Here is a 14131-nt window from a genome sequence, read left to right on the forward strand (position 1 = left end):
TCCAATTAATAGACATTTATTGGTTTAGAATTTAATTTTTATTTAATGTAAATCAATGATTTATCACAACCACCTCATCTGACCAGAAAAATAGGGACAACGAATAAATCCAGTGTCAAATTATATTGGCATTGTTCCTGCTATATCCAAACATCAGAATATACCGCAACGATTTATTGGAGATTTATATGGAATGGGCGTTAGTTTTATTAGTGCTGTTAATTATTACCGTTTCACTTGTGGCTAGTCACTTTATGGACAATAGCAACCCTTATCCCTTTAAAAAGAAAACACAATTATTAACCAGCATTGAACGTGGTTTTTTAGCACTACTAGAGAAAGCGGTTGGTAATGATTTTAAAATTGTTAACCGTGTAAAATTAAACGATATCATTGACCTGAAAGATTCGGTAACCGGCAAAGCTAAACGCTCTGCATTAATGAAAACGTCTTCAAAATATATCGATTACGTTTTGTGTGACCCAAATACATTCCGAATCATTGCTGCTGTTGATTTAGTTAATCACAACAAAGGTGGTCATAAATCTAAACAGGATTGGTTTGTCAATGGTGCGCTAGAAGCTGCTGGTATTCCTCATATTAGAATAAAAGTAAAAGCCGGATATCAAATAGAAGAAATTAGAAATGGCATCATGTACAAGATTGGTAAAAAAGAACGTTCAACACCACCTGAACCAATTATCAAAGGCAATATCCCTAGACGTCCAGTGGGTGCACTGTCTTCTTCACAAATAAAAGCTCAATTGGCAGCACCTGTATTCGCAAAAGCATCATAACGTAATGATTGCGACAAATTAACGTTTGACACAATAGGAGGCTTTGCCTCCTTTTTTGATCCAGTAGATTTTAGATAAATGAGTTAGCTTTCAAACAAGATTATTTTATACTGTGTCAAATTTTTGAATTAAGAATCTAATATAAGGTCTAACATGACTATCGCTATCATAGGTGCAATGGAACAAGAAGTTGCCATTTTAAAAGACAAAATGAACAACCGTGTTGAAACTAAAATCGCCGATTTTGTTTTCTACTCTGGCAAATTGAACAACCAAGATGTAGTACTTGTGCAATCAGGCATAGGTAAAGTAGCCTCTACCATTGCAACCGCATTAGTGATTGAACGATTCTCACCTAAATATGTTATCAATACCGGCTCTGCTGGCGGCTTTGATCCAGCGTTGAAAGTGGGTGACATCGCGGTGGGCAATGAACTCGTTCATCATGACGTTGATGTAACTGCATTTGATTATGCATTTGGTCAAGTCCCTGGAATGCCTGCCACATTTAAAGCCGATGAAACGCTAATTGCCGTAGCACAACAATGCATCAACAACCTTGATGGCATTACCAGTAAAGTTGGTTTAATCGCAACGGGTGATAGTTTTATGTGTGATCCTGAACGTATTAACCAGACTCGTGAACGTTTCCCGACTATGTTAGCGGTTGAAATGGAAGGGGCTGCTATAGCGCAAACTTGTCATCAATTAAAAACACCTTTTTTAGTGATCCGTTCTTTATCTGATATTGCAGGTCAAGAATCACCAATGAGCTTTGATGCATACTTAGAAGTGGCATCGAAAAACTCATCGGCATTAATGTTGGATATTTTAAGCCAACTTTAATGATTGAATTTATCGACTCGGTTGTATCAATTTACCCAGAATTAATTGCATTAACTCTGGTTTTAATTTGGGAATGGATATTTCCGCTGTCGACCAAATTCACCCCGGCATTTACCTTCAATGTTTTAGCTAGCGCCATATCCAATAAAGTGGCGCAATCAGGCACGACCAAACAACAATTATTGGCTGGCTGGTTAGCGTTAGGTACCTATTTGTTTTTAATTGCAACCATAGTTGGTTCAATTCTGTTTGCCGTTACTAATGATGTGTGGACACAAGCCATACTCTTGTATTTTGCGTTGGGGTATCAAACCGTCGCAAATCAGGCAAGTGCAATTCAAACTTGTATTAGTCAAAAACAAAAATCCGCAGCGAAAACTATTTTGTCGCACATCACTGAATTTGATGTGGATAGATTAAGTGAACTGGGCATTAATAAACTCACCCTAGAAAGTGTAATTAAACGTTTTGTTTCTTATTGGTTGATGCCAGTAATAATATTTATCATCTTCAATGGTTTTATCGCTATTTTATATCGAGCGTTATTAGAGGCTTATACGGTATGGCAACCTAAAAACCCTAAATTCAAACATTTTGGGCAAGCTGTATTTAGTATTAAAAATGGGTTTGAGTTTTTGCCTACGTTATTAATAGCCCCAATATATTCGGTTTTTAAATCAAGTCCTTTTTGGTCACGTTATGTTAGTACTAACAAACACCAATGGCAGCAATCTCAAACATCATCCTTTAATCAATTAGTATGGTTAAGCATTGTTTCCGCAGGGTGTAAATCTGAATTAGCAGGCCCATTAATGTTAAATCAACAAAAGCTAACACGACCACGAATCAACCAAGGCGCCCCCCTATTTCCTTCAGCCATTGGGGAACTTTTAAAGTGGAATAATAGATTTAGGCTAAGCTTTATCTTGTTTAATATTGTGACTATCTCTACATTAGTGTTAACTAATGTAATTTAATAATGGACATAACATGAAATCATTCTTAATCACTCTTCTGTCTCTATTCACAACCTTTGCAATTGCAGGTTATGACGGTACTAATAAACTAATCACTGCAAATGAGCTATTACAACAAAAAGACAACTATGTCATTTTGGATGTGCGTTCGGAAGATGAATTTAATCAAGGTCATATAGACGGTGCTATCAACATCCCCCACTATGCTGTGTTAGATGAATTAGACCAGTTGAAATCTTTCGATAAACCTATTGTAGTGCATTGCCGAAGTGGTAAAAGAGCATGGAAAGCAGAAAAAATGTTAATGCAAAATGGCGTTACCAACTTAATTCACTTACAAGGCGATATGTTAAATTGGGTCGAAAATAAACATCCATTAACTGTCACCAATTAAAAGTATCCCCACAAAATAACCTCTTATTCAATTAGATAAGAGGTTATTTTATCCGCCGTTAATTAATCTCTTATCACTGCTCCACACATTTTTATCTAATAATAATTAACTATTTAAGCCTATCTTAAGAAACTCTATCTATATTACTCAATAGATTCTTTAAATAGGCTAATTCTATGAAGTACTTCAACAAATCACTCACATTAACTCTAAGTTATTTATTCTTTATTTCTTTGACTTTTACTGCATTAGCAACCCCTACAGCAAAAGAAACATTAACTGCAGAGCTCAACCAACATGCTGGAAAGGTAATATATCTTGATTTCTGGGCCTCTTGGTGTGTGCCCTGCCGCAAGTCTTTTCCTTGGATGGCGCAGATGCAAACAAAATATAAACAAGATGGTTTCACCGTAATCAGTATAAACGTAGATGCGGACAAATCATTAGCAGACACTTTTTTAATAGACAATCCGATTAATTTCCCCGTGGTATTTGATCCCAATGGTGAGTTAGCCAAAGAGTTTAAGCTTAAAGGCATGCCTAGTAGTTTCATCATTGATAAATCTGGCAATATTGTAAAAGCCCACACCGGATTTTTTACTAACAAAATGCTTGAGTATGAAAAAGAACTGGCCAGTTTAATATTTGAAAATACTACATACGTATCTGATAAGTAGGAGAATTCGATGAACAATTACAGAAAATATATCGCCGTTACACTTGCCCTTATCACATTGTCTGCTTGCTCATCACTGGGTGTGCAGCCATGGGAAAGAGATTTATTAGCAAAAAAAGAAATGGCGCTAACCACATCTCCAATTGATGCCGCTTTAGATGATCATATCTATTTTTCTAAAGAAGCATCAAGTGGCGGTCGTAGTTTTGCCGGTGGAGGTTGCGGATGCAATTAAATGATAAAAATATTAAGCGTGTATTAACCGCTGCTACTTGTGCGCTACTCGGCACTAACGTTCATGCTCAAGATGATACACCTTGGTCATTTGATACTGCACTTATGTATTATGGTGAAACCGACAGAGTAACCGCAATTGAAGGTATCATCTCCGCGACTAAAGAGTTTGAAGATGAGCACTTTCTTAATTTAAAGCTTACTTATGACACTCTAACCGGTGCATCAGCAACGGGGGCAGTGCCACAGAATGAAATTCAAACCTTCACTCGACCTTCAGGTAATGGCTCTTATGACATTAAAGCGGGAGAAACGCCCCTTGATGATACGTTCAAAGATACGCGAGCTCAGTTTAATGCCCAATGGACTCAACCTCTTAATGAAAATTATTTGGCCAGTGCCGGTGTTCATGTATCTAATGAATATGATTACTTTTCATTTGGTGTAAATGGCAATATTGCCAGGTACTTCAATCAAAAAAACACCACGGTTTCATTAGGATTATCCTATTCAAATGACACTATCAAGCCTAATGGTGGTTTGCCTGTACCTTTTGCTCCGATGTTACCTGCTGGAACAGAGCCAAATAGACTAGGAGATAGTGATGACAAAGTCACCACCGACATACTCATAGGCCTAACACAAGTGATTAACCGACGCATGATAATGCAATTTAATTATTCATATTCAAAAGCCGATGGTTATCTCACTGACCCATTTAAAGTAGTTAGTGTGGTTGATAATAATGGCATGGTGTTAGAGAACTTGTATGAAAATAGACCTGACACACGGGTAAAACAAAGTGTATATTGGCAAGCTAAATATCACTTCACTGATTCGGTTATCGATTTTTCACATCGTTACATGTGGGATGATTGGGACATCAAATCAAATACCTTTGATGTCAAATATAGAATGATGTTTCAAGACAGTTATATTGAACCTCATGTCAGATATTACATGCAAGATGCTGCTAAATTCTATCGTCCTTTTGCTCTGCAAGGAGAGACAGCAAAATACCAAAGTGCTGACTATCGTATAGGTGAAATGACAGGATTAACCCTAGGTATTAAATACGGCATCCCTTTGGACAATGATCAAGAGTTGTCTTTCAGACTCGAGTTTTTCCAACAAACACCAACCAACCCAGGATTTGAGCAACCAGGCATTTTGGCCGATCTTGATCTTAACCCTAGTGTTGAAGCAGTTGTTCTACAAATGAACTATTCATTTTAACTACCATGAACAGAAAATTTTCTATTCACTCAAATGGACAAAACCATAGCGTTACTTTTAACGCAATGGCAAGTCCATGCGAGGTTATTTTTGATGGCATTGAAGCTAATAAAGTCGAGCATTTGGCAGATATCATCAGTAAAGAAGTGTGGCGAATAGAAGACAAATACAGCCGTTATAACCCCGATAGTACTTGCTCAGCGATCAATAACAGCAATGGCATCGCAACGGCTATAGATGAAGAGACTTTTGCACTGTTAACCTTTGCAGAACAATGTTATCAGCTAAGTGACGGTTTGTTTGACATTACATCGGGCGTACTTAGAAAAGTATGGAACTTTGATCAATCCGACAACTTACCTTCAGCTAAAGCAGTCAAATCGATACTTCCTTTAGTCGGTTGGCAACAAGTTAAGTTTGACTCAAATACAATCACTTTACCTAAAGACATGGAAATTGATTTTGGTGGAATTGGTAAAGAATACGCCGTAGATAAAGTTGGCGCCCTGATCAATGCTCTAACTGAGCACCCTGCTCTTGTTAACTTTGGTGGCGATCTACTAGCGACAAAACCTCGTTCTGACGGTCAACCTTGGCGTGTAGGGATAGAACATCCTGCATTTAAAAACAAAGCCACTACGGTTATCTCTTTCTACAGAGGGGGGATAGCAACTAGTGGCGATGCAAATCGTTTTCTTGAAAAAAATAACCAGCGTTATGGCCATATTTTAAATGTTAAAACTGGTTGGCCAATTGAACATGCGCCAAGATCTGTGACCATCGCCAGTGAAAACTGTTTAAACGCTGGCATGCTCGCAACACTATCGATGTTACAGGAAGAAAATGCTGAGTCATTTTTAATTGAAAATGAAATTAAACATTGGATATTTCGTGACTAAGCGTGACTCACGCCAGCTTTTATCATTTTTATTTATTTATAAAAAACAAGGCAATTAATTTATGACTCTAAAAAACATACTGTCTGCACCCTTTATATTGATTGCCGTGCTATTGCTCAGCACTGCGGCACATAGTAGCGGTTTCCCTAACTTATCGAACATAACTGATGATACATTTTTAACCGCTGAACAAGCGTTTATACCCACTACATTAAGAACAGCGAATTCGATACAAGTAACCATTGAAATTGCTGAGCACTATTATTTATATAAGAACAAATTGCTAGTGCGTTTTAACAATCTAGATTCCACCAATATTGAATACCCAAAAGGTGAACTTCATACCGATGAATATTTTGGTGAGCAAGAAATTTACCGCAACAACCTATCATTTAAGATCCCGTTAACAGGAGTACAACAAAACGCTTCGTTACAACTTGCTTACCAAGGTTGTGCAGAAAGTGGGTTATGTTACCCGCCTCAGTTTTTGAAAATAGACATAAACGAACAAGTATTTAATAGCTCAAGTGCGTTTGCTAATGATAATAAAAGTGCCATTAATGATAGTGTATTGGCTGCATATAAAGAGTTTTCCTTTTCTGACTTCAAATTAAATGAATTGTTAGAAAATGAAAATATCTTCTTCATTTTGTTAATGTTTTTTTTACTGGGTTTAGGTTTGTCTTTCACCCCTTGCGTATTCCCTATGTATCCAATATTAACCGGTATTATCGTTGGCCAAGGCGATACTCTTTCGGTTAAACGCGCTTTTCTTTTATCACTGTCTTATGTGCAAGGCATGGCCATTACCTACACAGCACTAGGCATTATTGTTGCGTTTGCAGGGATGCAATTCCAAGCAGCTTTCCAACACCCTGCCGTGTTAATTGGTCTGAGTTTATTGTTTATCTTTTTAGCACTTTCTATGTTTGGCATTTTTAACTTAGCTTTGCCGTCTAAATGGCAACAAAAACTAAATAGCCTAAGTAACAATCAAAAAGGTGGCTCATACCTAGGTGTTTTAATGATGGGTGTGATATCAGGTTTAGTAGCTTCACCATGTACTACAGCGCCTTTAACTGCCGCATTAATATACATTGCACAAAGTGGTGACGTTGTGGTTGGCGCTTCTGCATTATATGCATTAAGTATGGGGATGGGATTACCATTAATCATTTTAGGTAGCTCAGGCGGAATGTTACTGCCAAAAGCAGGTGCTTGGATGAATATTATTAAAAACATATTTGGCTTCTTATTATTAGCCGTTCCGATTCTTCTGTTAGACCGTATTTTACCAACGCTATATTCAGAGCTACTAATGATCACATTAACCCTAACCTTCAGCGCTTATTTATACGTTATAAACCTAGATAGCCAACGATCGTTTTGGTTTGGTGCTCGCAGTTTATTAATATTTATACTGATGTTTGTAGGCTTAAATCAAGGGTATCAGCTGGTAATGCCATCTAATGGGTCTGCTGTAAGTACTAAGCAACAAAGGCATCACTTCACTAAGGTTGCGTCGTTGGCTGAGCTACAACTAAAAATTGAGCAAGCGGCAAACCATCAACAGGCCGTCATTGTCGATTTATATGCAGATTGGTGTATCGCTTGTAAGGAATTTGAAAAGTACACATTTAACGATCCAGCGGTGCAATCGGCCACCAGCAATGTGGTGTTATTGCAAATTGATTTAACCGACACTGCATCTGACCAAAGCCGTGAAGTGATGGAACACTTTAATGTATTAGGGTTACCAACTATTTTATTATTTGATCATTCAGGTAAAGAACTTACTGCAGATAGGATAACTGGATTTTTAGGCGCTGATAAATTTACCGCACATATTAATAACGCGTTTAATTAATACAGGCGGCAATTTAGTTTTATATTTAAACACTATATTCTTGACCTAATAACCAGCTTCATTAGCTCGAGGATATAGTTGTTATGTAGCAATAAGGTACAAGAACAGGATTAAAACTCATATTCCAAAGCAAATCTAAAGCTATTATCTTTTCCGGTATTACTGAGCTTTGTAATAAAACCAGCTTCCCACTTTAACTGCTTTTGACCATTAAAACGTTGTATCCCCATAAATGCAGGGCCTATTCCAATGTAATCTTGGCCAGTATATAACTCTAATGCGGGTTGAAATTGTGGTAACCAACGGTAACGATATTTAGCTCTAAATTCAGTTTCCATCTCATTATTTACCTTATCACCCCACTCATAAACCAAAAACATATTTAACGTTAAACTGGTACGCCTGATTTCCTTTTCAAACACTAATCCCGAGGTGACTTCATAACTGCTTTGATTATGCTTTTTTTCAAATTCAGCAATTACACCCCAGTCTGCCCAGTACTCACCTTGGTCTGATAACATCAGCCTAGCTTCAAATTCGTAGCCATCTAATACAAAGTCGCCATCATATTTGGGGCCATCCGCTTCGCCTCGTCTTGCACCAATTAAATATCCTTCTAATGTAAGGTATTCTGTGACGGAGTGTCCATAGCCAAATCGCTGTGATAATAAGTTACCAAGCTCAGTTTCACGAGCAATTATGCGCCACTCAATTTCTCGTTCATTTGGTAATACATAAGGGTGATAGACCTTATCGACGACCACGCCATCTGCCAAGGCTGGTGTTGATATATTTGAAGCCGCCAGCGCCAAGGTGAACAAGTATGGAAAGTAATTTTGTTTCATGTATTCGGCTCCTCACAGGAGGTTATTTTTCTATTCGAGTTCTGTTTTAGAAAGTAAATATAAGGCACGATAATCGCGAGCAAATAGGTAATTACATGCAAATAGGTAGGTGAAGACTCATAACCTATTAAACTACTTAAAAGGTGACCTAGCTCTTTGCTATCAGAAATATAAACATCAGAATTCCAAGCGATAGCTGTGGCTGGTAGTAAATCTGCTTGGGCTAATAAAATAGTGACCTTGGAGAGTTGACCTGCGCTATATAAAATGAGGATGGTTTGAATTATTTTTTCAGAGAAGCGTTCTTTTAAATAATGAATTAAAAAATAAATAAGAACACTAATACTAATGCAAATCCCAAATCCAAGTATTATCCCTAGACTCAATGAGGTTGCATTATCCGTATTTGACCAAAAACCGGTTAAAAAAATTAAAAAGTCGGTACCGTTAGTGATAACACTTAATGCCCCTGAGATGATCAATAACGCGGTTAATTTATGAATGGATACCCCTGAATTGTTCGCTATCACCACTAAACTAATCAATATAAAATAACTGATGCATATCAATAAGGCATTGAGTGTTTCATGACCTGTTCCATCTAATAATTCAGACACCCAATTTATATTCACTAATAAAATTAAGGCCAATGTTATTCCCAACATGAGTGCGAAATACAACCAAGACCTCGGTTTTATTTTTTCTTCAAACAAGCCCAATAACAAAACAAATACAATAAATATCGGTAATGCGTCGCGTAAAAAAAGAATGACGGTATTAATTAACATTTTCATCCCCTGATATTGAGGATTTTTGTGGCTTATTCGCGTCCACGACACGAATAATCCCTTTAGCTGAATTCGGATTATATTCACCAAAAAAGGAATAATCACCAACCGAAAGCGGGCTTATAAATATAGTTGCTTTTTTATGGGGAAAAATAACTTTTTCCCTATTCAAATCAAAGCTATCAAACTCTTCTGGGGTGTCATCTTTATTCTCTATCACTAACTTCACTTTTTGATCGCTCGGTATAATAATGACAGCAGGATAAAACAGATGGTTATGTAAGGTCACATTGACCTCTGGGGTTTTACTATTGACCAGCATTGGCAATAACAATACAAGTGTCATGCTAAGATGTAATAGGTTTATTGAAGATGATTTAATCATATTGATGAAACTTCACTGTCACTGATAAGCCACCTAAAGATTGAGACTGAGATAGTGAAATAGTCGCCCCGTGTAATTCAACAATATGCTGCACAATAGCCAAACCTAATCCACAACCTATGGTATTGGTTTGATGTTGGTCACCACCTACTCGGTAAAAACGGTCAAACACACGAGCGTATTCTGTTGACGGAATCCCCTCTCCTGAATCATCAACTTGTAGAACCACATTATGCCCAGATTTAAATAAAGAAACCTTTATTATGCTGTGTTCTTCGGTGTATTTAATCGCATTACCAATTAAGTTTTGTAACAAAGTCGAAATTGAAAACTCATCACACATCACAGTTTCACTTGAACCAAAATATTCAATCGTTTGTTTTTTTGCTAGAATGTCAGGGTATATATCTTTAATGACATTTTTACAGATCAGGTCTAAATCGAGTTGTTTAAAGTTGGCTTGAAATGACTCCGGTGATGTACGATTTAGTAACAATATTTGTTCAATGACATGGGTCATCCGATTAACCCCATGCTGCAACTGAGACAAACTTTCGCCACTTTCAACATCTTTTAACTCATTAACAATATTAAACAAATTAAGCTTAAGTACACTTAGGGGCGTTCTTAGTTCATGAGCGGCATCAGATGCAAAACGTTTTTCTCTGATAAAAGCACTATTTAGTCTCACTAATAATTGATTAAGCGTGTTGATCACCGGCTTTAGCTCTTTACTTTTATTTTTTATGTGTAAGACATCAAAGTCATTTTCTTTTTTTAGTTTCAATGCTGAAGACAAACTGATTAAAGGTTTTAAGCTTTGATTTACCGTAAAATAAATCAACAGCGCTAAAAATGGAATGCTCAAAATTAATGGGGTAATAGCAGAAAGTGTCATCACCTCGGCTAATTCAACTCGTCGTTGAGAAGGATGAGCAGTAAATACCCAAATATCATCATTTGGATTATATTGAGAATATATTTGCCAACGCTTACCGGCAAAATTAGCCTGTGATATACCCGCTTTAAAGTCAGCTAAAGGTTGTGTTGGGGAATTGTTACTACTAAAAATCAACTTGTTTGCTTGCCAATATTGAAATGCAAAGTTTTCATTACCTTCGACTTTAGTTCGTTCTTTTCCAGCGCTAAAGCTGAGCATGAATTTAGCCATTGAAACAAGCTCTTGATCGAACATCAAATCTGCTTTTTTCATACTGGCCCTATACCCTTGGATAGCCGCAGTAAAACACACCAAAGTGATAATGGATGTGATCATTAACACTTGATAGCGTTTAATCGATATCATTATTAACCAACACGATAACCAACACCTCTAATTGTCTTAATAAAGTTTTTAGGTAATTTTTTACGTAAGTGATGGATATGAACTTCAACGGCATTACTCGCGACCTCTTCTCCCCATTGATATAAGTTATGTTCCAGTTGTTCTCTTGATTGGATTCTGCCGGTATTTTCCATTAATGATTTTAGTACCATGAACTCTTTACGAGAACACTCTATCACCTCGTCATCACAAGTGATTTTATGTGATGCTATGTCTAACACAACATTGGCAACTTCAATAATAGACGTGTTCACTGTCCCCAATCGTCTTTCTATTACCCTTAAACGGGCGAACAGTTCTTTAACTTCAAATGGCTTAGGTAAATAATCATCTGCGCCAAAGTCTAGCCCTTGTATCTTATCTTCAATGGTATCTCTGGCGGTTAATACTAAAATAGGAATTGGATTTTTCTGTTTCCTAATGTTACGAAGTACCTCAGTTCCATCTATATCTGGTAAGCCCAAATCCAATACAACCATATCGCAGTCTTGAGTTTTTATACTCAATAAAGCGTCAGATCCGTTATTGACATGGTTAGTCGCGTAACCTTCATTGTGCAGTGACTTCACTAAGGCTTCAGCTAAGTTAATGTCATCTTCAACCAACAATATCTTCATTATTTTTACCGTTTTGCAAAAACTAATCTCACCATTGAACGTTTATTGTAATTCGTACTTGAAATAACGACACACGATATAAAGTACATACTTAACATCTCAGTACTTTACAATAGATCATTCAAACCACCTAAACTCTGCCGTAATATTTTGATAAAAATAGTAATCTACAACGCTAAGAAAAGGCTAATTAAACAGCAGTTAATTAATCTCTTGTATAAATAACTTTGCCAAAGAGCAGTTTAATCACATACTAAATAACTCACCTCATATAATATGTGTACCAAACTAACCACACTATTAAAAATTAAAGGGTATTAGATGACGGCGTTATATATTGCAGGGATAGGCTTATGTGCGTTACTTGCACAATGGCTCGCTTGGGTCGCGCGCGTACCTGCTATTCTATTCTTATTAGTTACCGGATTATTATTAGGCCCTGGTTTTTCTATTGTTGATCCTGATGCCATTTTTGGTGATTTATTATTTCCTATCATCTCATTATCGGTGGCGATTATATTATTTGAAGGGGCACTCACCCTGCACTTCAAAGAATTAAAAGGCATTGGCAATGTGGTTAGAAACCTCTGTTCAATTGGCATGATAGCAACAGCCATTATTATTGGTTTTAGTTGTTATTGGTTATTAGATGTTGATTGGCGAATTGCCGCGGTAATTGGTGCCGTTCTTGTAGTTACGGGTCCTACGGTAACCGCGCCTTTGTTAAATGCGATGCGACCGACTGAAGAGATAGACCGCATTTTACGTTGGGAAGGCATAGTAATCGACCCTATCGGTGCTTTGTTTGCCGTATTAGTCTTTGAAGCCGTTATGTTATCTGGACACTCAGATATATTTAGCCATACAGCCGTCGCTCTGGTGAAAACCGTTGGACTTGGTCTAACCATTGGTATTATTGCCGGTTATATTACCAATTTAATAATTCAAAAAGAGTGGCTGCCATACAACTTACAAAAATTTGGGGTGTTATCTTTAGTCTTAATTAGCTTTACTGTTTCTAACGCTATTAGTCATGAATCCGGGTTGTTAGCAGTAACGGTTTTTGGTATCTACTTGGCAAATCAAGACGACCTAGAATTAGATTCAATTCTTGAATTTAAAGAAGACCTGTCACAAATATTAATTTCGATTTTATTTATCTTATTAGCCGCACGTTTAGAGTTAAACGAATTACTCTTGTTAGGGCCTAACGTTTTCTTTTTCATGTTAATAGTATTGTTTGTTGCTCGCCCTGTGTGCATTGCATTATCAACCTACAAGTCTAGCTTAAATTGGCGCGCCAGAACCATATTGGCTTGGATTGCACCAAGAGGTATTGTCGCTGCAGCAGTTGGCTCTGTCTTTGCCTTAAGTATGAGTAAAGCGGGTATTCAAGGAGCCGATAAAATAGTACCAATCATTTTCTTAGTTATCATCGTCACTGTTGTGCTACAAAGCTTAACGGCGATACCAATTGCTAAGTTATTAAAAATACGTCAAAAACGACCATCTACAGTGTTAATTATTGGTGCTAATCATATTGCCCGTGCGATAGCTAAAGTATTACAAGAGCAAAAAGTAGATGTATATCTATCTGACCCAGCATGGGAAAACTGTCGTCTGGCACGTATGGATGGGTTAAAGAGTTATTTTGGTAATCCACAATCTGCACAAGCTGAACGTTTTTTACCTATGTCAAACTTAAAGACCTTAATTGGACTTTCGCCAAACAGGCATAATAATGCCTTGGGAGTGCAGTATTTCTCTCATATTTTAGAAGAGAAAAACGTGTATTCATTAAAGTCTTCAAGTGCCCACTCTAAAGCGAATAAAGACAGTTTAACCTTTTTATCTCGTCAAAATTTGTTTGGTGAAAATGCATCGTATTCTGTGTTAAGTAGCTTAGTTGCGAAAGGCGGCAAAGTCAGCGCCACTAAATTAGCCGAAGCATTTAACTGGGAGAATTATTTAGAAGTAAACAAAGAAGCTATTCCACTATTTGTATTACAGCATTTTGATGAAGAAGATTATGTACGAGTGATCCCATTTACTGTTGGCGGTGAATACGTGCCAGATGTAGGAGATATGATCATCGCTATGCAACCTCCAAAAGTAACGATACTCAAGTAGTCCTGAATTTGATTGTAAAACAAAGTACAGCTAAAGCTGTACTTTGTTACTTTAAACCCAAATTGAAGTACCAGTTAATCCGGCTTGGATTTTTC

At 37.1% G+C, this 14131-nt stretch carries 15 protein-coding genes; 10 read left to right on the forward strand and 5 right to left on the reverse strand.

Annotated features, from left to right (window positions below; translation table 11 throughout):
- The first annotated feature begins 188 nt into the window (after positions 1 to 188).
- The 9 genes from RT723_RS08975 (at position 189) to RT723_RS09015 (ending at position 7926) form a co-directional block, all read left to right on the forward strand.
- Entirely contained in the window at positions 189 to 797 is a 609-nt protein-coding gene (locus tag RT723_RS08975; protein ID WP_216054319.1) for a DUF2726 domain-containing protein, read from the forward strand.
- 153 nt (positions 798 to 950) lie between these two features.
- Positions 951 to 1643, forward strand: coding sequence for a 5'-methylthioadenosine/S-adenosylhomocysteine nucleosidase (mtnN, locus tag RT723_RS08980; RefSeq protein WP_315946735.1), 693 nt, complete (start codon positions 951 to 953; stop codon positions 1641 to 1643).
- Entirely contained in the window at positions 1643 to 2620 is a 978-nt protein-coding gene (locus RT723_RS08985; RefSeq protein ID WP_315946736.1) for a cobalamin biosynthesis protein, read from the forward strand. Before mtnN ends, RT723_RS08985 begins: the two co-directional genes overlap by 1 nt.
- Before the next feature lie 13 nt (positions 2621 to 2633).
- Positions 2634 to 3014 carry a rhodanese-like domain-containing protein gene (locus tag RT723_RS08990; RefSeq protein ID WP_315946737.1) on the forward strand — a complete coding sequence of 127 codons (381 nt, stop codon included), beginning with the start codon at positions 2634 to 2636 and terminating at the stop codon, positions 3012 to 3014.
- Between the two features lie 176 nt (positions 3015 to 3190).
- Positions 3191 to 3691: a TlpA disulfide reductase family protein gene (locus RT723_RS08995; RefSeq protein ID WP_315946738.1), complete on the forward strand. Its 501-nt coding sequence runs from the start codon at positions 3191 to 3193 to the stop codon at positions 3689 to 3691.
- 9 nt (positions 3692 to 3700) lie between these two features.
- On the forward strand, positions 3701 to 3925 hold the full coding sequence (locus RT723_RS09000; RefSeq protein ID WP_315946739.1) for a DUF4266 domain-containing protein: 225 nt from the start codon (positions 3701 to 3703) through the stop codon (positions 3923 to 3925).
- On the forward strand, positions 3916 to 5160 hold the full coding sequence (locus tag RT723_RS09005; RefSeq protein ID WP_315946740.1) for a DUF3570 domain-containing protein: 1245 nt from the start codon (positions 3916 to 3918) through the stop codon (positions 5158 to 5160). Before RT723_RS09000 ends, RT723_RS09005 begins: the two co-directional genes overlap by 10 nt.
- Positions 5161 to 5165: 5 nt before the next feature.
- Positions 5166 to 6059, forward strand: a complete 894-nt coding sequence (locus RT723_RS09010) for an FAD:protein FMN transferase (RefSeq protein WP_315946741.1) — start codon at positions 5166 to 5168, stop codon at positions 6057 to 6059.
- Positions 6060 to 6120: 61 nt separating this feature from the next.
- Positions 6121 to 7926: a protein-disulfide reductase DsbD gene (locus RT723_RS09015; RefSeq protein WP_315946742.1), complete on the forward strand. Its 1806-nt coding sequence runs from the start codon at positions 6121 to 6123 to the stop codon at positions 7924 to 7926.
- Between the two features lie 110 nt (positions 7927 to 8036).
- Here RT723_RS09015 and RT723_RS09020 read toward each other — a convergent pair whose 3' ends face one another.
- From RT723_RS09020 to RT723_RS09040, 5 genes are read right to left on the reverse strand one after another with little or no spacing between them, the layout of a single operon-like run.
- Positions 8037 to 8771 carry a hypothetical protein gene (locus RT723_RS09020; protein ID WP_315946743.1) on the reverse strand — a complete coding sequence of 245 codons (735 nt, stop codon included), beginning with the start codon at positions 8769 to 8771 and terminating at the stop codon, positions 8037 to 8039.
- Positions 8768 to 9559: an FTR1 family protein gene (locus RT723_RS09025; RefSeq protein ID WP_315946744.1), complete on the reverse strand. Its 792-nt coding sequence runs from the start codon at positions 9557 to 9559 to the stop codon at positions 8768 to 8770. The genes RT723_RS09020 and RT723_RS09025 overlap by 4 nt, the downstream gene beginning before the upstream one ends.
- Complete coding sequence (locus tag RT723_RS09030) at positions 9549 to 9905, reverse strand: cupredoxin domain-containing protein (protein WP_315947182.1); 357 nt, start codon at positions 9903 to 9905, stop codon at positions 9549 to 9551. The genes RT723_RS09025 and RT723_RS09030 overlap by 11 nt, the downstream gene beginning before the upstream one ends.
- Positions 9906 to 9936: 31 nt before the next feature.
- Positions 9937 to 11250 carry a sensor histidine kinase gene (locus RT723_RS09035; protein ID WP_315946745.1) on the reverse strand — a complete coding sequence of 438 codons (1314 nt, stop codon included), beginning with the start codon at positions 11248 to 11250 and terminating at the stop codon, positions 9937 to 9939.
- Between the two features lie 2 nt (positions 11251 to 11252).
- A complete protein-coding gene (locus RT723_RS09040; protein ID WP_315946746.1) occupies positions 11253 to 11906 on the reverse strand; it encodes a response regulator in 654 nt (217 codons plus the stop codon).
- Between the two features lie 321 nt (positions 11907 to 12227).
- Between RT723_RS09040 and RT723_RS09045 the strand changes: the two genes are divergently transcribed.
- Complete coding sequence (locus tag RT723_RS09045; protein WP_216054323.1) at positions 12228 to 14036, forward strand: cation:proton antiporter; 1809 nt, start codon at positions 12228 to 12230, stop codon at positions 14034 to 14036.
- Positions 14037 to 14131: the final 95 nt, after the last annotated feature.

The sequence above is a fragment of the Psychrosphaera aquimarina genome (assembly GCF_032461525.1).
GTDB classification, from domain to species: Bacteria; Pseudomonadota; Gammaproteobacteria; order Enterobacterales; family Alteromonadaceae; genus Psychrosphaera; species Psychrosphaera aquimarina.